Here is a 22,460-nt window from a genome sequence, read left to right on the forward strand (position 1 = left end):
AAATGTTTCCCGGATTAAATAATCAGGAACGCGCTACGGTGCTGGCTGAAGCCCTGCCATGGCTGCAGCACTTCCGCGATAAAATCGTCGTCGTCAAGTATGGCGGCAACGCCATGGTGGATGAGGAACTCAAGGAAGCCTTTGCGGCGGATATGGTGTTTCTGCGCACCATCGGGGCAAAGCCCGTCGTCGTCCACGGTGGTGGCCCGCAGATCAATTCCATGCTGGATAAGCTCGGCATAGAAGGAGAATTTAAGGGCGGTTTCCGCGTCACCTCACCCGAAATCATGGACGTGGTGCGCATGGTCCTTTTTGGTCAAGTCGGCCGCGGACTGGTGAACCTCATCAACTCGCACGGGCCATACGCCGTGGGCACAAGCGGTGAAGACGCAGGTCTCTTCCGCGCCACCAAGCGCTTTGTGGACGTAGAAGGAGAGGCAACCGATATCGGCATGGTGGGCGATATCGTGGAGGTCAACCCGGCAGCCGTCAATGACATCATCGAGGCCGGCCGCATCCCGGTGGTCTCTACCATCGCGCCAGGATCTGATGGCGAGGTGTATAACATCAACGCCGATAGCGCCGCGGGTGCGCTAGCGAGTGCACTGGGAGCAGAACGCCTGGTCATTTTGACCAACGTGGAAGGCCTTTATACCGACTGGCCAAATAAAGATTCCCTAGTGTCCAAAATCGAAAGCGATGAACTTACCGGACTGCTTCCCGGCCTGAGCTCCGGCATGATTCCCAAGATGGAATCCTGCCTCAACGCCGTGCAGGGCGGGGTTTCCGCGGCGCACGTCATCGATGGACGAATAGGCCATTCCGTGCTCCTTGAGCTTTTAACCCCGGGCGGCATTGGAACGATGGTCCTGCCCGATGATTACGAAAAACATGATTATCCCGAAGGCACAGTGTTTAGGAAGGACGATATCGCATGAGCATGCAAGAAACACTAACCGGCCGGTGGTCAGAAACGCTGGCCAATACCTATGGCCAGCCACCGCTAGGCTTGGTGTCCGGGGAGGGCGCCACCCTTACTGATGAAAACGGGAAAACCTACATTGACCTGCTGGCGGGTATCGCCGTTACTTCCTTGGGTTATGGCAATGCGGAGGTAGCAGATGCTGTTGCCAAGCAAAGCCGCGCCCTTGTGCATACCTCCAATCTTTTTGCCACCCAACCCGTGCTAGACGCCGGGGCAAAGCTGATTGAACGGGTGGGCGATAGCGAGGCGCGCGTATTTTTCTGCAACTCCGGATCGGAGGCAAACGAGGCGGCATTCAAACTCGCACGGCTGACCGGTAAGCGGCGCATCCTTGCTGCACACCATGGTTTTCACGGCCGCACGATGGGCTCTTTGGCCATGACTGGGCAGCCCGATAAACAAAAGGCATTCCGCCCACTGCCTAGTGGCGTGGAATTTTACCCCTACGGCGATATCGACTACCTGCGCCAGTTGGTGGAGCAAGATGCCGCGGATACCGCCGCCATAATCTTCGAGCCAATTCAGGGCGAGACCGGGGTCATCCCAGCTCCCGCCGGTTTTATGCGCGCCGTTTCTGATTTATGCGATGAACACGGTATTTTGCTCATCGTCGATGAGGTTCAGGCCGGAGCTGGGCGCACGGGGCAATTCTTTGCCCACGAGCTCGAAGATATTTCCCCCGATGTCATCACCATGGCCAAGGGGTTGGGTGCCGGATTGCCCATCGGCGCCACCATCACCCGCGGTCGCGCCAAGGACTTATTCCAGCCAGGTTCCCATGGGACCACCTTTGGCGGAAACCCCGTGGCGTGTGCGGCGGCCAATGTTGTACTCGATGCCCTCGATGAGAAGTTTTTGAATGATGTCTCCGCAAAGGGAGAGTATTTAACGCAGCAAGTCAAAAAGATTTCCGGGGTCAGCAATGTGCGCGGCCGCGGTCTTATGCTAGGTGTTGTATTAAATGCACCGGTGGCTCGCGAGGCCGTCAAGCGTGGATTTGAGCAGGGGATTATCCTCAATGCCCCGAGCGAGAAGATCCTGCGCCTTACCCCGCCACTGGTCATTTCCCAGCAGGAAATCGATACTGCCTTGGAAAAGCTACGCACCGTTGTGGAGGAATTAGTATGAGCTTGCGCCATTTCTTAGCCGATGATGACCTTAGCCCAGAGGAACAAAAAGAAGTCCTCGATCTCGCGGTTAAACTCAAGGCCGATCCGTTCGCGCGTCGCCCGTTGGAAGGCCCAAAGACGGTAGCCGTCCTTTTTGATAAGACGTCTACGCGCACCCGCTTTTCTTTTGAAACTGGAATCGCGCACATGGGCGGCAGCGCCATTACCGTTGACTCTTCGGGCACGCAGATGGGCAAGGGCGAGTCCTACCAGGATACGGCCGCGGTCCTGTCCCGTTACGTGGAGGCCATCGTCTGGCGTACCTATGCCCACGACAACCTGGAACAGATGGCGGAGACATCGACGGTTCCGCTGGTCAATGCGCTTTCCGATGACCTGCATCCCTGCCAAATCCTGGCTGATCTTCTAACCTGCCGGGAGAACTTTGGCGATCTTGCTGGCCGCAAGGCGGTCTATCTTGGGGATGGCAATAATAATATGGCCAATTCTTATATGATTGGCTTTGCTACCGCAGGCATGGATATTTCCATCGTGTCGCCGGAAGGGTTCCAGCCCCGTCCCGAATTTGTCGAGCGAGCACGGCGGCGCGGCAATGTGACGGTGACCGATGATGTGGAAGAAGTTTCCGGCGCTGATGTGGTAATAACGGATACCTGGGTATCTATGGGACAGGAAAACGATGGCCAGGACAGGCGCACCCCGTTCTTGCCATATCAGGTCTCTAAAGACGTGATGGCTAAGGCAAAGCAAGACGCGATTTTCTTGCACTGCCTGCCGGCCTATCGTGGGAATGAGGTGACCGAAGAGGTTATCGACGGACCGCAGTCCCGGGTTTTTGATGAGGCGGAAAACCGCCTGCACGCCCAAAAGGCACTATTGGTGTGGTTGCTTGATATCAATAAGGAGAACAACTAGGTCATGAGCACTCCGAGCACTCGAACTGCCCGGCAGGCAAAGATTTTGGAAATCCTGGACCGCAATCGCGTCACGAGCCAGGTGCAATTATCGGAGCTTTTGTTGGCAGAAGGCATCGATATTACGCAGGCCACGCTGTCGCGGGATCTTGATGAGCTGGGAGCGAAGAAGGTCAAGCGAGACGGTGGGCGCTCGTACTATATGGTCGCCGGCGAGCTGGAGCAATTCGAAGACCAGGTTGGCGGACCGCGCGAGAAGCTGCGGCGCATGTTGGATGAATTGGTGGTCTCTCACGATTCCTCGATGAATATTGCAATGCTGCGCACGCCAGCGGGCGCGGCGCAATACCTCGCCAGCTTTATCGACCGCGTGGGTCTGCACGACGTGGTGGGGTGCATCGCTGGTGATGACACCATTTTTGTGCTGGCGCGCGAGGGAGTTACCGGCGCAGAATTGGCGGAGACGCTGACCTCGCAGAGGATTTAATAAATGGTGGCATTCTCGCAACCGATCGTATATTATGTAACTAACCGAATTGTTTTCAATTAATTAAGGAGTCTTAGCATGTCTGCACGCGTAGTCTTGGCCTATTCCGGTGGCCTCGATACCTCGGTAGCCATTCCATACCTGGCAAAAATGACCGGCGGCGATGTCGTTGCCGTCTCCCTTGACTTGGGCCAGGGCGGCGAGGACATGGAGTCCGTACGCCAGCGCGCACTCGATTGCGGCGCGGTGGAGTCCATCGTTATCGATGCCAAAGATGAGTTTGCGGAGCAATACTGCGTGCCCACCATCAAGGCGAATGGCATGTATATGAAGCAGTACCCGCTGGTATCTGCCATTTCCCGCCCGCTTATTACCAAGCACCTCGTGAAGGCCGCGCAGGAGCACGGCGGGACGCACGTCTCCCACGGTTGTACCGGTAAGGGCAATGACCAGGTGCGCTTTGAGGTTTCTTTCCGCGCCCAGGATCCATCGCTAGAGATTGTGGCCCCAGCACGCGATTATGCATGGACTCGCGATAAGGCCATCGATTTTGCAGAAGAGATTAACCTGCCCATTGAGCAGTCGGCGGCCTCGCCATTTTCCATCGACCAGAACCTGTGGGGCCGTGCGGTAGAAACCGGCTTCCTTGAGGATCTGTGGAACCCACCGACAAAGGATCTCTACGCATATACGGAAGATCCGGGCCTGGGCAATGCTCCGGATGAGATCATCATTTCCTTTGAGAAGGGTGTTCCGGTTGCTGTCGATGGCAAGAAGCTGACCCCGCTGCAGGTCATCGAAGAGGTCAACCGCCGCGCCGGCGCCCAGGGCATCGGCCGCCTAGACATGGTAGAGGACCGGTTGGTGGGCATTAAGTCCCGCGAGGTCTACGAGGCACCGGGTGCCATGGTGCTCATCCAGGCCCACGAGGCGCTGGAGGATGTCACCGTGGAGCGCGAGCTCGCGCGCTACAAGCGCCTGACGGATGCACGGTGGTCCGAAGAGGTCTACGACGGCCTGTGGCACTCGCCGCTCAAGCGCTCCCTGGACGCCTTCATCGAGGAGTCCCAGGAGAATGTCACTGGCGATATCCGCCTGAGCCTGCACGCAGGTACCGCGACCGTGACCGGCCGCCGCTCTGGCCAGTCGCTGTACTCCTTCGATTTGGCTACCTACGACACCGGCGATGCCTTCGACCAGACCGCTGCAAAGGGCTTTGTCCAGTTGCACGGCTTGTCCACCCAGATTTCCAACCAGCGTGACCGCGAGGGTGGTTTCCCCACCAGCGCAGAGAAATAGGCACCGATGGAACCACACAAGACTAACGAAGGCGCGCTCTGGGGCGGCCGATTCTCCGGCGGCCCTTCCGAGGCGATGTTCGCCCTCTCGGTTTCCACCCATTTTGACTGGGTGCTTGCCCCTTACGACGTGTTTGCCTCGAAGGCGCATGCCAAGGTGCTGCACAAGGCAGGGCTGCTTTCCGATGCCAACCTCGACACCATGCTTTCCGGGCTCACCGAGCTCGGGGAGAGGGTAGCTTCGGGCGAATTTGTCCCAGCACCCACCGATGAAGACGTGCACGGCGCCATGGAGCGCGGCCTTATCGACATCGTCGGTCCCGAGGTGGGCGGCCGCCTGCGCGCGGGACGTTCCCGCAATGACCAGGTCGCCACGCTCTTTCGCATGTGGGTGCGCGATGCCATCCGCGATACGGCAGTGCAGGTCTCCGAGCTTGTCGATGCCCTAGCGGATCAAGCCGCCGCGCACCCCGAGGCCATCATGCCGGGTAAAACGCACTCCCAAGCCGCGCAGCCCATCTTGCTTGCGCACGAGCTGCTGGGCCACGCTCAGCCGCTGTTGCGCGATATTCAGCGACTGCAGGACTTGGATAAGCGGCTAGCCGTATCTCCATATGGTTCGGGTGCACTCGCAGGTTCCTCCCTGCAGCTCGATCCAGAGGCCATCGCCGCGGAACTCGGCTTTGATTCAGCCGCGGAGAACTCCTTGGATGGCACCGCTTCTCGCGATTTCGCTTCGGAGACGGCCTTTGTCTTGGCACAGATCGCCGTTGACATGTCCCGGCTGGCAGAAGAGATCATTTACTGGTGCACCCCGGAATACGGCTACGTCACCTTGGACGATGCATGGTCCACGGGCTCATCCATCATGCCGCAGAAGAAGAACCCGGATATCCCGGAACTTACCCGCGGCAAGACTGGGCGCCTGATTGGCAATCTCACCGGGTTGTTGTCCACGCTCAAGGCACAGCCGCTGGCTTATAACCGCGACCTGCAAGAGGACAAAGAACCCATCGTGGACTCGGTGGCACAGCTCAACCTATTGTTGCCATCGATGACCGGGCTCGTGTCCACCTTGTCCTTTAATGAAGACAGGATGCGCGAGTTGGCGCCACGCGGATTCACCTTGGCCACCGACTTGGCCGAGTGGATGGTGCGCCAAGGCGTGCCCTTCCGCGAAGCACACGAAGCTTCCGGCGCGTGCGTACGCATCGCCGAAGAGCGGGGAGTGGACCTGGTGGATCTCACTGATGAGGAACTCATGGGCGTCGACAAGCGGCTGACGCCAGAGGTGCGCGAGGTTCTGACCATTGATGGTGCGGTCGCTTCCCGCACAACTAAGGGCGGGACCGCCGGCGTCCGCGTTGCTGAGCAGCGCGAAACCGTCCGCGAACATGCCGCCGCGGCGCGTAAGTGGGCCACCAAGCCAGTGCGCACGCAGAACTAGAGGGGCGACAGACTAGGCCCCTGGCTTATCTAGAAGATAAAAATGCCCTCATCAATGAGAGGAAGGCATTCCATGAGATGTCGCGGGCTGGCCCTTTATGCCGCCTGCGACGTTGTGCAAAGTGATGCCGCGCCGTTCGCCCTCCTCGGCGAAAGCTGAGATGAAGCTGGCAGAGCGCTTGCCGGAGGCGCAGTACACCCACGCTTCGCTAAGCCCCTCGGCCTGCAGGGAATCGAGCAAGCTGCGCGCTGCCTCTGGATCTTCCAGCCATACGGAGGTTGGTAAGTGGAAATGTTTGGCGGTGGCGTCAAAAAAGAAATCATCGATGGCGGCTTCACTGATTTCGCGCACATCGATGGCCGCGGCGCCATCGCGCAGCTTATCGAATAACTCGTCAGCGCTATCAGCAGCCTCCGGCACGGCACAGGCAGCGCCACCGTAGTCATGCTGCAGCTGGGTGGTTAGTTCGCGTGCTGGGTCGCGGGGCACGCGGAAGTGGTCGATGGAGGCGGTTAGTGCATTGTAGATGCTTAGCAGGCCCACCCGCTCGCGGTTCATGCCCGTTGCGAACTGGATCAGCTCGGTGGACATCAGGCCCGCGACCACGCTGGTGGTCACACCCAGCACGCCGGCGGTGGCGCAATCCGGGACGGAATCGGGGTCGGGCTGCAGGGGATAGAGGTCGCGCATGCCCACGCCCGACTCGGCGCCGGGCCCAGACCACCACACCGCGCAGTCGCCCCGAAAACGCAGCACCGAGCCCCATACCAGCGGGGTGCCGGTGATTTCCGCGGCATCGGCTGCTAGGAATTTGGTGGTAAACGTATCGGAACCATCCACCAGGATGTCCACCCCACGGAGGTAGTCCACGGCATTGTCAGAAGTAAGTCGGTCGCGAATCGCATGCACGACGATGCCGGGCTGTAGTTGCTGGAGCTGTTCGGCGGCGACCTCCACCTTGGGCCTTCCCACATCGTGGGCGCCAAATAGAATCTGGCGGTGGATATTGCTCAAATCCACCGTGTCGTCGTCGATCACAGAGATCTCACCCACGCCGGCGGCAGCCAGCTGCTGCATCAGGGGACAGCCCAAACCACCAGCGCCGATGACGAAGACGTGGGTGGAGTGCAGCGCTTCCTGCTGGGCGATGCCAAAGCCGGGCAGCAGGGTTTGACGGGCCACTCTATGCAGCTCATCGTGGGGCAGTTGGCTCATTACAGGACCTTGTCTTCCCAGCTAGCCAAGCCTGCAAACGATGACGATGCTACGGCGTGCTGTCGCTTTGGAATGCGGCCGGCTTGGCGGGCCAACCGGCCGCCTTCCACGGCGTATTTCATTGCAGTGGCCATTGCCAGGGGATCCTGGCAGCGGTTGATAGCGCTGGCGAGGAGAACGCCGTCGCAGCCCAGCTCCATAGCCAGTGCAGCATCGGAGGCTGTGCCCACACCGGCATCCAGCAGTACGGGCACGTGGGTACGCGAACAGATCAGCTCAATATTGTGCGGATTCAGGATGCCCAGGCCCGTGCCGATGGGCGAGCCCAAAGGCATCACCGCATCCACGCCCACGTCTTCTAGCCGCTTGGCGATGACCGGATCGTCGCTCGTGTATGCCAGCACTACGAATCCTTCGGCAACCAGCATCTCGCACGCATCTACGAGCTCCACCACGTCGGGCAAAAGCGTACGGTCATCAGCGATCACCTCTACCTTCACCCAATTGGTGCCCAGCGCCTCGCGGGCTAACTTGGCGGTGGTTACGGCATCGCGGGCGGTGCGGCATCCCGCAGTGTTGGGCAGCACGTCAATGTTTAACCGCTGTAAGAGCTCGAAGATGGACTCGCCACCGGGACTCTTAGCGCTGTGCCGACGCATGGCGACGGTGGTGAGCTGCGTACCGCTGGCAACCAGGGATTGCTCCAGCATGTCCTGGCTGCTGGCCCCGCCGGTTCCCATTACTAGGTGCGAATCGAATTGTTTGTCTGCAATAGTAAGCATAGGAGATTCCTACCCGCCCTGTACCGCGATGAGGACATCCAATTGGTCGCCGTCGGTAACCTCATGAGACCAGTTGCTGGCGGGGATCACATCGCCATTAATGGCCACGGCCACGCCCTTTGGCGAGGCATCGCCAGTCTCTGCTTCTACGATGGCGCTCACGGTGATCGGCCCATCGCTGTGGCGGGGCTCGCCATTAAGTGTGTAGTCCATGGTGCTTATTCCTTTCTTGTGAGGCTATTCTTGTGAGGCTATCGGGCGTGGCGTAGCGGATCGCAGGCCGAGATGTCCATCCTCGGGGACGTGCCCATTCCCAACTGGGCACCCACCTTAGCTCCCAGGGCGGACAGGAGGATTCCGTGGCGGAAGTAGCCGGTGGAAACCACTAGCCCGTCGCGTACTTTGCCCAGGTAGGGCAAATCATCGGGGGTGCCAGGCCGGGCTCCAACGATAGCCTCGATGAACTCGCAGTCCTCCAGCCCCGGCACCACGCGGATAGCATCGCGAAGGAGCGTGTGCACACCGTCCACGGACGGGCCCTTGCGGTTGTCCTCGCGGCTGGTGGCACCGATAGCGATGGTGCTGTCGGTGCGGGGGATAACATACACCGGCCGATCCTCCACGAATGCGCGCACCACTCGGGTGATTGGCGCTAGCTCTTCTGGTACCCGCAGCCTTAGCATGTCACCCAACACCGGCCGTAGCGCTAGGGGATTGGCGCCCTCGAACCAGCCATCCACGTCTTTGGCGCCCAGACCGTTGCAGAGGTAGATCATGTCGGCGGTGACCAGCTGGGCATCGGCAAGCAGCACAGTGTGCCCGTCGATGCGCGTTGCCGCCGTAGCCACGAAGCGAACCCCGGCGTGCTGCAGGTATTCCAACAGGCACGCGCTGAACATGCGCGGGTTGATCTGGTGATCGCCCGGGATTTCCACTGCGGCGGCCAGCTGGGGGCTGAGCCCAGGCTCTAGCTTTCGGGCCTGCCGAAGTGGCAGCGCGTGGGCATCCATGCCGTGTTTCTGCTGTAGCGCCAGCAGTTCGCGGATGTGCACGCCATCGGCGCGGTCGGCGCCCACCACCAGGGTGGATTCACGGCGATGCCCCGTCGGAGCGGTCGTTTTCGCACTCAACCTGGTTAGCAAATCCGGGAACATCTCGCCTGAAGCAACCATCAGCGGGTACAACGGCTCTTGCCGGTATTGCACCTCCGCCACCGGAGCCAGCATGCCGCCGGCCACGAACGTGGCTCCGCTAATGGGGTGGGGATCGATCACCACGATTTCCCGTGGGTCGACACCCGCATCCACCAGCTCGAATGCGGTGCTAAGCCCGATGATTCCCGCGCCAATGATGGCGTGCTCGGCATTATTCATGTGAACCTGTGGCTGCATTCGCGCGGTCGAAAGCTCGGACAACCGTGGTCGCCAGCGCCGCCGGATCGTCGGAGTCCATAAATGCGCGCACAATCGCGACACCAGCCACACCGGTTTCCGCCAGCGCTTCGGCGTCGGTGGCTTGCACATCACCAATCGCCACCACCGGAACGGCCGAAGCCGCGACGAGCGGGGGATAGCCTTCCAATCCCAGCGGGGCTCGACCAGAGGATTTCGTGGGCGTGGGGCGGAACGGACCCGCACCGATGTAGTCGATCACATCGGCGTACTCGTTAGCACCCTGCACGAGCTCGAGGGTGCCGGTGGTCAACCCGATGATCGCATCCTCGCCAAGAATCTGCCGTGCCAGGCGCGGATCCAGGTCGTCCTGGCCGATGTGTACGCCGTGGATATTGTGCTTACACATTAGCGCGGCGGCCACGTCGACTCGGTCATCGATAAGCACCCGCGTTGCTGAATTGGCCTCTTCGACCGCCGCCGCCACGTCGATAGCAAGCGCGGTCAGATCGCGCACGCTAATGGGCTTACTGCGAACTTGAATCACGCCCGCGCCACCGGCTGCTGCCGCTGCGGCAACCTGTACGACCTTCTCCTGCGGTGCGCCCGTCACGTGGTAGCACCGCAGGTCCAGCTGGTTAGCGCTCACTGTACGCCGCTGCTTCCTTCTGCAGGTCCTCAGAAACTTCCTTGGCCTCGTCCCGGTTTAGGTAGAGCTTGGATCCTGCACGACGGAACTCCTCGGCCATTTCTTCTTCGCCCTCGGCATTAGTGAAGTGCTCTTCGTCCACACTCTGGCGGCCGAAGCCCGGCAAGCCGAGGTCCTTGACTAGCGATTGCTTTTGGTCGGTGGCCAGAGCCTCGTCGATCTTCTCGCCGAACGCGTCGCGGATATCCTGGCTGATGCGCATGGAGCAGAACTTCGGTCCGCACATCGAGCAGAAGTGGGCGGTCTTCGCCGGCTCCGCGGGCAGGGTTTCGTCGTGGTAGGACTGGGCGGTATCCGGGTCCAGGGACAGGGCGAACTGGTCGTGCCAACGGAATTCGAAGCGCGCCTTGCTCATCGCATCGTCCCACTCGTGGGCGCCAGGGTGGCCCTTGGCGACGTCCGCCGCGTGCGCGGAGACCTTGTACGTGATCACGCCGGTCTTCACGTCATCCTTGTTCGGCAGACCCAGGTGCTCCTTCGGGGTGACGTAGCACAGCATTGCGGTACCGCCCATGGCGATGTTGGCTGCACCGATGGCGGAGGTGATGTGGTCGTAGCCGGGGGCAATGTCGGTAACCAGCGGCCCCAGGGTGTAGAACGGAGCGCCGCCGCACCATTCCTGCTCCTTTTCGTTGTTGACCTGCACCATGTTCAGTGGCACGTGGCCCGGGCCTTCGACCATGACCTGAACGTCGTACTCCCAGGCGCGGTGGGTCAGCTCGCCGATGGTCTTTAGCTCTGCGAACTGGGCTGCGTCGTTGGCATCGGCGATCGAGCCGGGGCGCAGGCCATCGCCAAGCGAGAACGCGACATCGTACTTGGCGAAGATCTCGCACAGCTCGTCGAAGTTCTCGTACAGGAAGGATTCCTTGTGGTGGGCCAGGCACCAGCCGGCCATGATGGAACCGCCGCGGGAGACAATGCCGGTCACGCGCTTGGTGGTCAGCGGCACGAAGGGCAGGCGCACGCCGGCGTGGATCGTCATGTAATCCACGCCCTGCTCGCATTGCTCGATCACGGTATCGCGGAAGATTTCCCAGGTCAGATCCTCGGCCACGCCGTCGACCTTCTCGAGGGCCTGGTAGATCGGCACGGTACCGATCGGCACCGGAGAGTTACGCATGATCCACTCGCGGGTGGTGTGAATGTCGTTGCCCGTGGATAGATCCATTACGGTATCTGCGCCCCAGCGCGTAGCCCAGCGCAGCTTGTCTACCTCTTCGCGGATGGAGGAGGTCACGGCGGAGTTACCGATGTTGGCGTTGATTTTCGTGTTGAAGGCATTGCCGATGATCATCGGCTCGGATTCCGGGTGGTTGATGTTATTCGGGATGATCGCCTTGCCGGAAGCAACTTGCTCCCGCACCTTTTCTACATCGCAGTGTTCGCGCAGTGCGACGTATTCCATTTCCGGGGTGATAATACCCTGGCGTGCGTAGTGCATCTGGGTTACGCGCTTGCCGTCTTTGGCCCGCAGCGTCTCGCGGCTTATGCCCTTCCACTCGTCGCTGGCCTCGCCACGCTTGAGGGCGCGGTTACCGTCGTCCAACAGGTTGCGTCGACGCCCCTCGTAGGCCTCCACATCGCCGCGAGCTTCGATCCACTCGCTGCGCAGTGCCTCTAGCCCCTCGGTCGGCTCGGCCCACGGGCCACGGGTGCGGTAGAGCTTCTGCGGCGCGTTCGGTCCGGTCGGGGAATCGTCCAGCTGAACCTCGGTCTCCGGCACCTCAAGGGTGAAGGTCTTGCCGAAGGACTCCACCTGCTTTTCGATGGGGGCGAAGCTGTGCTTCGGGTGGATTTCCGCACCGTACTCGTCGTTCGGGATGGTGGTACGGGTGTGCTGGGCAGACGTATCCGTCATAGTTGACTCTCCTCATTCTTCCTTCGCTGGTTCTAACCAGGCAGGTTCTAGCGGTACTCGCGCAGGTGTACAGCGCGATCTCAGCTCGATACCTCGAGCGCCCGTGTTCGGTTGCGCCTTCCACTGTAACGCACAGCACGCGAGGGTGAAGATATGGGCTAGGGGATTGACCGAGGGGACATCGGCAAGCAACATCAGGGAGTCACTAAATAGGTTGTCTGGGGTACGGGTTAGACTAAGCAGCATGATCGATCAGAAGCTCCTAGAGATCCTCGTGTGCCCCATCGACAAGCAGCCGCTGGAGGATCACGGCGACTATTTGGTGAACCCAAGGCTGAACAAGGCCTATCCGGTGCAGGATGGTATTCCGGTCATGCTGGTCGACGAAGCCAAGGACTGGCCCATTAAGTAGAGCGACGCGCTCTGGAAAGAAAACACGTAATAGGCAACAAGGGAACACCTACGTATGAGCAACACCACGAACATCATCGATGAACTGCAATGGCGCGGGCTGATAAACCAGTCGACAGATCTAGAGGCATTGAAGGAAGCCGCAGAGAGCCCGATCAGCTTGTACTGCGGTTTCGACCCGACGGGAAGCTCGCTGCACGCTGGCCACCTCGTGCCGCTGATTATGCTGAAGCGCTTCCAACAATTCGGTCACCGTCCCATCGCGCTGGCCGGTGGCGCGACGGGAATGATCGGTGACCCACGCGATGTCGGAGAGCGATCCATGCTCTCGGAAGAGCAGATCGCAGAGAATATGCAGGCAATCAAGGACCAACTTGAGGCCTTCGTCGACTTCACTGAGGCGGGCGAGTCCGCAATCCCAGCAGTGATGGTGAACAATGCGGACTGGACTAGCCAGATCAACGTCATCGAGTACCTACGCGATATCGGTAAGAACTTCTCGCTGAATACCATGCTGGACCGCGATACGGTCAAGCGCCGCCTGGAATCCGACGGCATTTCCTACACCGAGTTTTCCTACATGCTGCTGCAGGCAAACGACTTTGTGCACCTGCACAAAGAGTACGATTGTGTGCTGCAAATTGGCGGTGGCGACCAGTGGGGAAACATCGTTTCCGGCGTCGATCTGAACCGTCGCGTGAATGGTGCGAAGGTCCATGGCCTGACGGTGCCGTTGGTGACAGATGCCGAGGGCAATAAGTTTGGCAAGTCCACCGGCGGCGGCAAACTGTGGCTGGATCCTCAGCTGACCAGCCCGTACTCCTGGTACCAGTACTTCATCAATGCTGGCGACGCGGTGGTTATCGATTACCTGCGTTGGTTTACCTTCCTCACCCAGGAGGAGATCGCAGAGCTGGCGCGCAAGGTAGAGGAGGAACCCCACAAACGTGAGGCGCAACGCGTATTGGCGCGGGAGATGACCACCTTGGTGCACGGCGAGCAGGCCACCGAAGCAGTGGAGCTGGCTTCCCAGGCGTTGTTTGGTAAGGCAGAGCTGCAGGATTTGGACGAGGCCACGTTGTCTTCCGCATTGCAGGAAACCGAGATTGCCGAGGTCGACCCAGCGGCCACGATTCTGGATCTGTTGGTTGAGGCGGGACTGGAAAAATCAAAGGGTGCTGCGCGCCGCACCGTGGGCGAGGGTGGCGCCTACGTGAATAACCAGCGCATCGAGGACATCGAGTGGTCGCCGAATTCCAACGATCTGCTGCACGGTTCGTGGCTGGTGCTGCGTAAGGGCAAGAAGCGCTTCGCCGGGGCACGGGTCGTGGATCCTTCCTAAGAGCGTCACCTTAGCTGTTGACTGATCCCTTGGTAATCGCGTTTTGCGTGTTTACCAGGGGATTTGTGTGTTTTTCGGGGTTGGGTGTAACTTTATCGAAGTTGCCGAGAGGTAGCCGGTTGGTTACTTTTGAGTGACTTTTTGTACTGACTTGGCTCGAGTATTTGACTTGGTTCAGGTTGTTGGGTAAGTTAGTACGAGCCGCCAACGAGAGGTTAACGTTTGGTTAATTTTCTTGTGGTGTGTGGATGTTGTTTGAGAACTCAATAGTGTGCCAATGTACTTATTTTTTATTTTTGTGTGCATGGTTGTGTGTTGATTGGTCTGTTGGCCAGCGAATCTTGTGTGGTTTGTTGGTTGGTGTGTGCCGGTAAGGTGTTGGAATACGCATCTTTTTGAATACTGTTTAGTGTTTCGGCTGCATTGATGGATTGGTTGGCATGTGATTGTGTTCAACTTTTTGTCTCCCTTTTTTGCCCCGTCGGGTTGGGGAGGCAATGATTTTTCTTTGTAGTAATTTTTGGACGCCAGCATGGGCCTGCTTTTGTGTGGTTTGTGGTGGTTTGTTCTTTTGGTTAGGTTTGGGCTTTTCACGGCCTTTTCAGTGTTTTGCTGAAATTCTTTTTGTGGAGAGTTTGATCCTGGCTCAGGACGAACGCTGGCGGCGTGCTTAACACATGCAAGTCGAACGGAAAGGCCCTGCTTGCAGGGTACTCGAGTGGCGAACGGGTGAGTAACACGTGGGTGATCTGCCCTGCACTTCGGGATAAGCTTGGGAAACTGGGTCTAATACCGGATAGGAGCCATCTTTAGTGTGGTGGTTGGAAAGTTTTTTCGGTGTAGGATGAGCTCGCGGCCTATCAGCTTGTTGGTGGGGTAATGGCCTACCAAGGCGGCGACGGGTAGCCGGCCTGAGAGGGTGTACGGCCACATTGGGACTGAGATACGGCCCAGACTCCTACGGGAGGCAGCAGTGGGGAATATTGCACAATGGGCGCAAGCCTGATGCAGCGACGCCGCGTGGGGGATGAAGGCCTTCGGGTTGTAAACTCCTTTCGCTAGGGACGAAGCTTTGTGTGACGGTACCTAGATAAGAAGCACCGGCTAACTACGTGCCAGCAGCCGCGGTAATACGTAGGGTGCGAGCGTTGTCCGGAATTACTGGGCGTAAAGGGCTCGTAGGTGGTTTGTCGCGTCGTCTGTGAAATTCTGGGGCTTAACTCCGGGCGTGCAGGCGATACGGGCATAACTTGAGTGCTGTAGGGGTAACTGGAATTCCTGGTGTAGCGGTGAAATGCGCAGATATCAGGAGGAACACCGATGGCGAAGGCAGGTTACTGGGCAGTTACTGACGCTGAGGAGCGAAAGCATGGGTAGCGAACAGGATTAGATACCCTGGTAGTCCATGCCGTAAACGGTGGGCGCTAGGTGTGAGGGTCTTTCTACGACTTTCGTGCCGTAGCTAACGCATTAAGCGCCCCGCCTGGGGAGTACGGCCGCAAGGCTAAAACTCAAAGGAATTGACGGGGGCCCGCACAAGCGGCGGAGCATGTGGATTAATTCGATGCAACGCGAAGAACCTTACCTGGGCTTGACATACACTAGATCGCTGCAGAGATGTAGTTTCCCTTTGTGGTTGGTGTACAGGTGGTGCATGGTTGTCGTCAGCTCGTGTCGTGAGATGTTGGGTTAAGTCCCGCAACGAGCGCAACCCTTGTCTTATGTTGCCAGCATTTGGTTGGGGACTCATGAGAGACTGCCGGGGTTAACTCGGAGGAAGGTGGGGATGACGTCAAATCATCATGCCCCTTATGTCCAGGGCTTCACACATGCTACAATGGTCGGTACAACGCGCTGCGACACTGTGAGGTGGAGCGAATCGCTGAAAGCCGGCCTTAGTTCGGATTGGGGTCTGCAACTCGACCCCATGAAGTCGGAGTCGCTAGTAATCGCAGATCAGCAATGCTGCGGTGAATACGTTCCCGGGCCTTGTACACACCGCCCGTCACGTCATGAAAGTTGGTAACACCCGAAGCCGGTGGCCTAAACGTGTTAGGGAGCCGTCGAAGGTGGGATCGGCGATTGGGACGAAGTCGTAACAAGGTACCCGTACCGGAAGGTGCGGGTGGATCACCTCCTTTCTAAGGAGCTTTTTATTGGGCTGCAGTTGCAGCCAATGGCCCACTGTTTGTGGGTTGCCCACTGTTGTTTGATGGTGGGTTGGTGGTTGAGTAGGCGAGTGTTCTGCTGCCACCGCATTATGGAAATTCCGGGTAGGACATACACCTTAATCAGCAGGACCGAGTGTTGAGACAGTGCTTTGTGACATGCGTAAAAGTGTCCATGCATACAAAAATGAGTGTTTAGTGGTAAGTCGTTGGTGCATTGTTGGGTGTCTGGGGCATTATCCCCTTTTTTGTGTGCCTGACTGGTTGATGGATGCTGCCTTTGTTGGTGGTGTTGGTTGCTGGTTCGGGGTGTTGTGTGAGAACTGTATAGTGGACGCGAGCATCTGCATGGTGCCACTTGCTTTGTGTGGGTGGTGTTTCATGTGTGTGATGTGATTTTTCTTTTTGTTTATTTTGTCAAGTTCACTTGTTGCTACCGCACGTGGGCTGCGTGACCTTTTGTTGGTTGTGTGGTTTGTGTGTGGTGGTTGGTGTGTTCGTTATTTAGGGCGCATGGTGGATGCCTTGGCATGCTGAGCCGATGAAGGACGTGTAAGGCTGCGTTAAGCCTCGGGGAGTTGTCAATAAAGCGTTGATCCGAGGATGTCCGAATGGGGAAACCTGGCCCTGGTTATGTGGGGTTACCCTTCAGTGAATTCATAGCTGTTGTGGGGGTTACGCGGGGAAGTGAAACATCTCAGTACCCGTAGGAGGAGAAAATAATAATGATTCTGCTAGTAGTGGCGAACGAACGTGGATGAGGCTAAACCGTGTGCATGTGATACCTGGTAGGGGTTGTGTGTGCGGTGTTGTGGGGCCTGATTTTGTGTCATCTACCAGTGGCACGCCCTGTGCATTGTTGTTAGGTGAAGTGGTTTGGAATGATCTACCGGAGTAGGTGAGAGTCCTGTAGCTGAAGATGATGATGTGGGGGTTGTTGGGTTCCCGAGTAGCAACGGGCTCGTGGAATCTGTTGTGAATCTGCCGGGACCACCCGGTAAGCCTAAATACTCAGTGTGACCGATAGTGGATAGTACCGTGAGGGAATGGTGAAAAGTACCCCGGGAGGGGAGTGAAATAGTTCCTGAAACCATGTGCTTACAATCCGTCAGAGCACCTTGTGTGTGTGATGGCGTGCCTTTTGAAGAATGAGCCTGCGAGTCAGCGGCATGTCGCGAGGTTAACCCGTGTGGGGTAGTCGTAGGGAAACCGAATCCTAATGGGGTGGTTAGTGGCATGTCCTGGACCCGAAGCGGGGTGATCTACCCATGGCCAGTGTGAAGCAGCTGTAAGAGGTTGTGGAGGCGCGAACCCACGTAGGTTGAAAACTGCGGGGATGAGCTGTGGGTAGGGGTGAAAGGCCAATCAAACTCCGTGATAGCTGGTTCTCCCCGAAATGCATTTAGGTGCAGCGTCGTATGAGCTTGGTGGAGGTAGAGCGACTGGTTGGTTGAGCGGGACTACAATCTTAGCAATGTCAGCCAAACTCCGAATGCCATCAATTGTGTTGTGCGGCAGTGAGACTGTGGGGGATAAGCTTCATAGTCGAGAGGGAAACAGCCCAGATCGCCGGTTAAGGCCCCTAAGGGTGTACTAAGTGGAAAAGGATGTGGGATCGCGAAGACAGCCAGGAGGTTGGCTTAGAAGCAGCCATCCTTGAAAGAGTGCGTAATAGCTCACTGGTCGAGTGGTTCTGCGCCGACAATGTAGTGGGGCTCAAGTACACCGCCGAAGCCGCGGCAAGCAACAGTTTTTGTTGTTTGGGTAGGGGAGCGTCGTGCATGGGTGGAAGCGTTACCGTGAGGAGGCGTGGACTGTGTGCGAGTGAGAATGCAGGCATGAGTAACGAATTGTAAGGTGAGAATCCTTACCGCCGGATGACTAAGGGTTCCTGGGTCAAGTTCGTCTTCCCAGGGTGAGTCGGGACCTAAGGCGAGGCCGACAGGCGTAGTCGATGGATAACCAGTTGATATTCTGGTACCCGTACATGTGCGCCCATGATGAAGCACTGATACTAACCACTGCGGATACGCTACCTAGCATTCTTTGAGTGTTGGTGGTGTTGATGTCGTGGGGCCTGATGTGTGGTTCAAGTGATGGGGTGACGCAGTGAGGTAGCCGCGCCACTTAGTGGATTGGTGGTGTAAGCGTGTAGGCCGTGTGGTAGGTAAATCCGCTACACATGTGGTTGAGGCGTGATGCGTAGACCCTAAAGGGGTTGATGGTGGTGATCCTGTACTGTCGAGAAAAGCCTCTAGCGAGTGTGTGTATGGCCCGTACCCTAAACCGACACAGGTGGTCAGGTTGAAGATACTAAGGCGTTCGGGTGAACTGTGGTTAAGGAATTCGGCAAAATGCCCCCGTAACTTCGGGAGAAGGGGGGCCCTGTGATGTGAAGACCCTTGCGGTTGGAGTGTTGTGGGGTCGCAGAGAATAGAGGGAAGCGACTGTTTATCAAAAACACAGGTCCATGCGAAGACGTTAAGTTGATGTATATGGACTGACGCCTGCCCGGTGCTGGAAGGTTAAGAGGACCGGTTAGTGACTTTTTTGTTGCGAAGCTGAGAATTTAAGCCCCAGTAAACGGCGGTGGTAACTATAACCATCCTAAGGTAGCGAAATTCCTTGTCGGGTAAGTTCCGACCTGCACGAATGGCGTAACGACTTCTCTGCTGTCTCGACCACAGGCCCGGTGAAATTGCATTACGAGTAAAGATGCTCGTTACGCGCGGCAGGACGAAAAGACCCCGGGACCTTCACTATAGCTTGGTATTGGTGTTTGGTTCGGTTTGTGTAGGATAGGTGGGAGACTGTGAAGCTATCACGCTAGTGGTGGTGGAGTCGTTGTTGAAATACCACTCTGATCGGATTGAGCATCTAACCTTGGCCCATGATCTGGGTTGGGGACAGTGCCTGGTGGGTAGTTTAACTGGGGCGGTTGCCTCCCAAAATGTAACGGAGGCGCCCAAAGGTTCCCTCAGCCTGGTTGGCAATCAGGTGGTGAGTGTAAGTGCACAAGGGAGCTTGACTGTGAGACAGACATGTCGAGCAGGGACGAAAGTCGGGACTAGTGATCCGGCACCTACTTGTGGATGTGGTGTCGCTCAACGGATAAAAGGTACCCCGGGGATAACAGGCTGATCTTCCCCAAGAGTCCATATCGACGGGATGGTTTGGCACCTCGATGTCGGCTCGTCGCATCCTGGGGCTGGAGTAGGTCCCAAGGGTTGGGCTGTTCGCCCATTAAAGCGGCACGCGAGCTGGGTTCAGAACGTCGTGAGACAGTTCGGTCTCTATCCGCCGCGCGCGTTGAAACTTGAAGAAGGCTGTCCCTAGTACGAGAGGACCGGGACGGACGTACCTCTAGTGTGCCAGTTATCCCGCCAGGGGTATCGCTGGTTGGCTACGTACGGAAGGGATAACCGCTGAAAGCATCTAAGCGGGAAGCCTGTTTTAAGATGAGGTTTCTTTTGAGGTCCCCTAAAGACTATGGGGTAGATAGGCCAGACTTGGAAGCACTGTAAGGTGTGAAGGCTACTGGTACTAATTGACCAAAACAAACACACCACAACAACCCAAACAATGTTTGGATATGTTGGGTGGACTTGTGAAGCGAGTAAACAAATAAATGAACACATTATTGTGTGTCGCGTCCACTATGCAGTATCTGACACAACACCCGCACACAGTGTGGTGGGTAGTGTTCTTTTAGGTTTGTCGGTGGTTTATAGCTACAGGGAAACGCCCGGTCCCATTCCGAACCCGGAAGCTAAGCCTGTACGCGCTGATGGTACTGCAACCGGGAGGTTGTGGGAGAGTAAGTCACCGCCGACACCAAACAACAAACAACAAAATAGTGTTTATACGATAGTCCCCGAAAGACCATCACCCCGAATAATTGTGGGTGGTTGGTGCTTTTGGGGATTAATTGTGGTTTTACCCCCGCTAGTGTAGCCGACTTGTACTCTGTCGAGCAGGGGTTATGCGTGGTGGGGTGTGTGGGTTTTACCCCTGGTGTCTTTTCGGGTGGGTAGTCTGATGCCTTGGTAGACGAAAACATATTCGACACATTGAAGGGTGTAGTACCCCCCGGGGGGGATTCGACCACAATGAGTACACCACCACCCACCACAGACCACGCGCACGTAGGCGGGCCGGTGCATGACACCACGGCGGGAGATACCCGTCTACCCAGCGCTACTTGCGCGGCAGGCGAATCCGAGCGCGCCGATGGTATAGCTGATGCACGCATGATCACTGCCGCTGACGGCGACGAGGCACCTGATACCGACACTGATGCTGAGGCAGGAGAACCGGTAGTCTTTTATGCCACCAATACCCCAAACAATCCTATTGCTGCTGCTGGAGCACAAGCCCGGAAGAACTCCTGGTTTTTCTACCAGTCACTCCTTCCAGACCTGGGCGACGACGTCGATCTGACACTGACCAGCCTGGCTAAAGACCTAGGGCTTTCCTATAGCATCTTGTCTGGCATTATTAGGGCGCATTTCCGCATGCAGGAACTCCCCCTGGTAGCAGCGACTAACGTGGAGCAGTGGATCCTGGATACACCACGCTTGCGGGTTATCGATAGGGAAGTAGAACGTATAGGCGACAACCACGAACATGTGGGACTGGTCGATGCCGCCCTGGCAGACTATCTGACACCGACAGCACCGAGCCAACATGTACCTACTGCTGCAGAAATCCGCCGGTTTATCCGCGACTTCATCGACACCCACCACCTGGCCATCGACGACACTGACGAGGTCGAACCCACCCTCAACGTATCTGTACACAATAACCGGGCCACTATCAGTGTGACGTGTGATAAAGCCACTGCCGCCATCATCGCCCGCCATATTGATGCCCATGCCGCCAACAACAAGTGCGGTGCCGGTGAAGCCTTAATCCAACTCATCCTGGATAACACGCACACCAAAGTCGCGATCAATACCTGGGCCTGGCCCCCAGAAAGTGGACACGTCGGGGGTTAGTTATGCTGCTTGGGTCAGTGTAGCTGAATTAAGCGCTTCGAAGTCATCGGGGGCTAGAAGGCTGCACCAGGAGTGCCGCCTGCGCGTGTTGTAGCGCATGCACCACCGGAAGATTTCCTGGCGGCAGCTGATTGGACTTTCAAAGAGTTTCCTATCACGCAGTACTTCACGCTTTAAGGTGGCGTTAAAGGATTCTGCTAAGGCGTTATCAGCACTCGTTCCCACTGCTCCCATGGATTGACGCACATCAAGCTGGGCGCAGTGGTCCCCAAACGCCTGTGAGGTGTACACACTGCCATGATCAGAATGGAAAGTTGCCCCTTTAAGGCTTCCGCGGACCTTTCTGGCATGAGACAAAGCCTCGATAACCAGCGATACCCGCATGTGATCCGCGAGTGCATGACCGACAAGTTTGCGAGAGTAGACGTCGATGACCGTGGCAAGGTACATGTTCTTGCCACCCTTACACGGCAGGTACGTAATGTCGCCAACATAGACGTGGTTTGGTCTATCAGCTGTGAATTTACGGCCTACTAAGTCCGGCATGACACGGTGGCCAGGCTTGCGCCTGGTAGTGACACATCGGCGGCGCTTGGTAAAGCCTTTAAGTCCCATGGCTTTCATGATGCGGGCGACCTTCTTGTGATTTATCGGGCCGAAGTCCGTATCGGCTTTAAGGCTTGCAGCGATGCGTTTAGCACCATAAAGCCCGTGCTCATCATCAAAAGTGGTCTTGATTTTTGCACCAATAGCGGCATCGGAATACATTTTTAACCTGCGCTTTTCGCGGGTTTGCACCCATTTATAAAACGAGGAACGATTCAGCTTTAACACGTGACACATCCGCTTGACCGAATACTCGGTTCGGTGGTCATAGACAAACTGGAAGCGGATCACCAGTGAGTCTCTTCGGCAAAATATTTCGCGGCCTTGCGCAGGATATCGCGTTCTTCGCGTAGCTTAGAGACCTCTTTTTCTAGTTGGCGGATCCGTTCGGAATTATTCGCCGTTTGGGCTTTATCATGCACAGCTTTAATGCGCGCACGCTTTCCGGTGCCGTACTTCTTGACCCAAGAATGCAGCGAGGCACGGTTGATACCGAGCTCTGCTGATGCTGCGTTGAGCGAGAGGTCCTCATTGTTCTCATAGAGGGCCACAGCATCGCGTTTGAACTGTTCGGAGTACCTGGACATGGTGGTAGATTACCTTTCTTCCCAGCCCGACTGGGCTGGATATCAGGTGTCCACCAAAAAGGGGTCAGGTCCCCTTCACCACCGCAGCCGCCACCAACACCGACAACAGCGATGACAATGCCGGAGCCGC

The 22,460-nt window shown here is 57.4% G+C and carries 16 protein-coding genes, 3 rRNA genes and 1 riboswitch; of the genes, 12 read left to right on the top strand and 7 right to left on the bottom strand.

Going from position 1 to position 22,460, the window contains the following annotated elements; all coding sequences use genetic code 11:
* Nucleotides 1-2 precede the first annotated feature (2 nt).
* The 6 genes from argB (at nt 3) to argH (ending at nt 6,261) form a co-directional block, all read left to right on the top strand.
* Nucleotides 3-938 (top strand): acetylglutamate kinase, encoded by a 936-nt coding sequence (argB, locus tag ACLI1O_RS05680; protein ID WP_284772194.1) that lies wholly within the window; start codon nt 3-5, stop codon nt 936-938.
* Nucleotides 935-2,113, top strand: a complete 1,179-nt coding sequence (locus ACLI1O_RS05685; RefSeq protein ID WP_284772193.1) for an acetylornithine transaminase — start codon at nt 935-937, stop codon at nt 2,111-2,113. Before argB ends, ACLI1O_RS05685 begins: the two co-directional genes overlap by 4 nt.
* The gene (argF, locus tag ACLI1O_RS05690; RefSeq protein WP_284772192.1) at nt 2,110-3,030 is read left to right on the top strand and encodes an ornithine carbamoyltransferase; all 921 of its coding nucleotides are present in this window, start codon (nt 2,110-2,112) and stop codon (nt 3,028-3,030) included. The genes ACLI1O_RS05685 and argF overlap by 4 nt, the downstream gene beginning before the upstream one ends.
* Before the next feature lie 3 nt (nt 3,031-3,033).
* A complete protein-coding gene (locus ACLI1O_RS05695) occupies nt 3,034-3,516 on the top strand; it encodes an arginine repressor (RefSeq protein ID WP_005282729.1) in 483 nt (160 codons plus the stop codon).
* A gap of 78 nt (nt 3,517-3,594) precedes the next feature.
* Nucleotides 3,595-4,815: an argininosuccinate synthase gene (locus ACLI1O_RS05700; RefSeq protein WP_284772191.1), complete on the top strand. Its 1,221-nt coding sequence runs from the start codon at nt 3,595-3,597 to the stop codon at nt 4,813-4,815.
* 6 nt (nt 4,816-4,821) lie between these two features.
* Nucleotides 4,822-6,261, top strand: coding sequence for an argininosuccinate lyase (gene argH / locus ACLI1O_RS05705; protein ID WP_411707026.1), 1,440 nt, complete (start codon nt 4,822-4,824; stop codon nt 6,259-6,261).
* A gap of 51 nt (nt 6,262-6,312) precedes the next feature.
* Here the strand turns inward: argH and ACLI1O_RS05710 are convergent, their stop codons facing one another.
* Genes ACLI1O_RS05710 through thiC form a run of 6 tightly spaced genes read right to left on the bottom strand, consistent with a single transcriptional unit; the run spans nt 6,313 to nt 12,219 of the window.
* Nucleotides 6,313-7,476: a ThiF family adenylyltransferase gene (locus ACLI1O_RS05710; protein ID WP_411707027.1), complete on the bottom strand. Its 1,164-nt coding sequence runs from the start codon at nt 7,474-7,476 to the stop codon at nt 6,313-6,315.
* Nucleotides 7,476-8,258 (bottom strand): thiazole synthase, encoded by a 783-nt coding sequence (locus tag ACLI1O_RS05715; RefSeq protein WP_411707028.1) that lies wholly within the window; start codon nt 8,256-8,258, stop codon nt 7,476-7,478. The genes ACLI1O_RS05710 and ACLI1O_RS05715 overlap by 1 nt, the downstream gene beginning before the upstream one ends.
* Nucleotides 8,259-8,267: 9 nt before the next feature.
* Complete coding sequence (gene thiS / locus ACLI1O_RS05720) at nt 8,268-8,471, bottom strand: sulfur carrier protein ThiS (RefSeq protein ID WP_284772187.1); 204 nt, start codon at nt 8,469-8,471, stop codon at nt 8,268-8,270.
* 38 nt (nt 8,472-8,509) lie between these two features.
* Complete coding sequence (gene thiO, locus ACLI1O_RS05725) at nt 8,510-9,631, bottom strand: glycine oxidase ThiO (RefSeq protein WP_284772186.1); 1,122 nt, start codon at nt 9,629-9,631, stop codon at nt 8,510-8,512.
* On the bottom strand, nt 9,624-10,298 hold the full coding sequence (locus tag ACLI1O_RS05730; protein WP_284772185.1) for a thiamine phosphate synthase: 675 nt from the start codon (nt 10,296-10,298) through the stop codon (nt 9,624-9,626). The genes thiO and ACLI1O_RS05730 overlap by 8 nt, the downstream gene beginning before the upstream one ends.
* Nucleotides 10,288-12,219 (bottom strand): phosphomethylpyrimidine synthase ThiC, encoded by a 1,932-nt coding sequence (gene thiC / locus ACLI1O_RS05735; RefSeq protein ID WP_284772184.1) that lies wholly within the window; start codon nt 12,217-12,219, stop codon nt 10,288-10,290. Before thiC ends, ACLI1O_RS05730 begins: the two co-directional genes overlap by 11 nt.
* Nucleotide 12,220: 1 nt before the next feature.
* Nucleotides 12,221-12,334, bottom strand: a riboswitch (TPP riboswitch).
* A 129-nt stretch (nt 12,335-12,463) separates the two neighbouring features.
* Between thiC and ACLI1O_RS05740 the strand changes: the two genes are divergently transcribed.
* The 6 genes from ACLI1O_RS05740 (at nt 12,464) to ACLI1O_RS05765 (ending at nt 21,137) form a co-directional block, all read left to right on the top strand.
* Nucleotides 12,464-12,631, top strand: a complete 168-nt coding sequence (locus ACLI1O_RS05740) for a Trm112 family protein (protein WP_023017904.1) — start codon at nt 12,464-12,466, stop codon at nt 12,629-12,631.
* A gap of 54 nt (nt 12,632-12,685) precedes the next feature.
* Complete coding sequence (gene tyrS / locus ACLI1O_RS05745; protein WP_284772183.1) at nt 12,686-13,972, top strand: tyrosine--tRNA ligase; 1,287 nt, start codon at nt 12,686-12,688, stop codon at nt 13,970-13,972.
* Nucleotides 13,973-14,595: 623 nt separating this feature from the next.
* Nucleotides 14,596-16,113 (top strand): 16S ribosomal RNA (locus ACLI1O_RS05750).
* 520 nt (nt 16,114-16,633) lie between these two features.
* Nucleotides 16,634-19,706, top strand: a 23S ribosomal RNA gene (locus tag ACLI1O_RS05755).
* 150 nt (nt 19,707-19,856) lie between these two features.
* Nucleotides 19,857-19,974 (top strand): 5S ribosomal RNA (gene rrf, locus ACLI1O_RS05760).
* The 16S, 23S and 5S rRNA genes sit together here, the layout of an rRNA operon.
* Before the next feature lie 275 nt (nt 19,975-20,249).
* Nucleotides 20,250-21,137: a hypothetical protein gene (locus tag ACLI1O_RS05765; RefSeq protein ID WP_284869959.1), complete on the top strand. Its 888-nt coding sequence runs from the start codon at nt 20,250-20,252 to the stop codon at nt 21,135-21,137.
* Here the strand turns inward: ACLI1O_RS05765 and ACLI1O_RS05770 are convergent.
* Nucleotides 21,138-22,330, bottom strand: a protein-coding gene (locus ACLI1O_RS05770) for an IS3 family transposase (RefSeq protein WP_349819951.1) whose coding sequence is annotated in 2 segments (ribosomal slippage) — nt 21,138-22,051 and nt 22,051-22,330 — 1,194 coding nt in all. Because the reading frame shifts where the segments join, the coding sequence is not laid out codon by codon here.
* Between the last annotated feature and the right edge of the window lie 130 nt (nt 22,331-22,460).

It is taken from the genome of Corynebacterium sp. LaCa78, from assembly GCF_046717505.1.
Lineage (GTDB): Bacteria > Actinomycetota > Actinomycetes > Mycobacteriales > Mycobacteriaceae > Corynebacterium.

Coding starts and splice junctions, on each gene's coding strand:
- argB (WP_284772194.1), top strand. CDS start 3: ATGTTTCCCGGATTAAATAATCAGGAACGCGCTACGGTGCTGGCTGAA.
- ACLI1O_RS05685 (WP_284772193.1), top strand. CDS start 935: ATGAGCATGCAAGAAACACTAACCGGCCGGTGGTCAGAAACGCTGGCC.
- argF (WP_284772192.1), top strand. CDS start 2,110: ATGAGCTTGCGCCATTTCTTAGCCGATGATGACCTTAGCCCAGAGGAA.
- ACLI1O_RS05695 (WP_005282729.1), top strand. CDS start 3,034: ATGAGCACTCCGAGCACTCGAACTGCCCGGCAGGCAAAGATTTTGGAA.
- ACLI1O_RS05700 (WP_284772191.1), top strand. CDS start 3,595: ATGTCTGCACGCGTAGTCTTGGCCTATTCCGGTGGCCTCGATACCTCG.
- argH (WP_411707026.1), top strand. CDS start 4,822: ATGGAACCACACAAGACTAACGAAGGCGCGCTCTGGGGCGGCCGATTC.
- ACLI1O_RS05710 (WP_411707027.1), bottom strand. CDS start 7,476: ATGAGCCAACTGCCCCACGATGAGCTGCATAGAGTGGCCCGTCAAACC.
- ACLI1O_RS05715 (WP_411707028.1), bottom strand. CDS start 8,258: ATGCTTACTATTGCAGACAAACAATTCGATTCGCACCTAGTAATGGGA.
- thiS (WP_284772187.1), bottom strand. CDS start 8,471: ATGGACTACACACTTAATGGCGAGCCCCGCCACAGCGATGGGCCGATC.
- thiO (WP_284772186.1), bottom strand. CDS start 9,631: ATGAATAATGCCGAGCACGCCATCATTGGCGCGGGAATCATCGGGCTT.
- thiC (WP_284772184.1), bottom strand. CDS start 12,219: ATGACGGATACGTCTGCCCAGCACACCCGTACCACCATCCCGAACGAC.
- ACLI1O_RS05740 (WP_023017904.1), top strand. CDS start 12,464: ATGATCGATCAGAAGCTCCTAGAGATCCTCGTGTGCCCCATCGACAAG.
- tyrS (WP_284772183.1), top strand. CDS start 12,686: ATGAGCAACACCACGAACATCATCGATGAACTGCAATGGCGCGGGCTG.
- ACLI1O_RS05765 (WP_284869959.1), top strand. CDS start 20,250: ATGAGTACACCACCACCCACCACAGACCACGCGCACGTAGGCGGGCCG.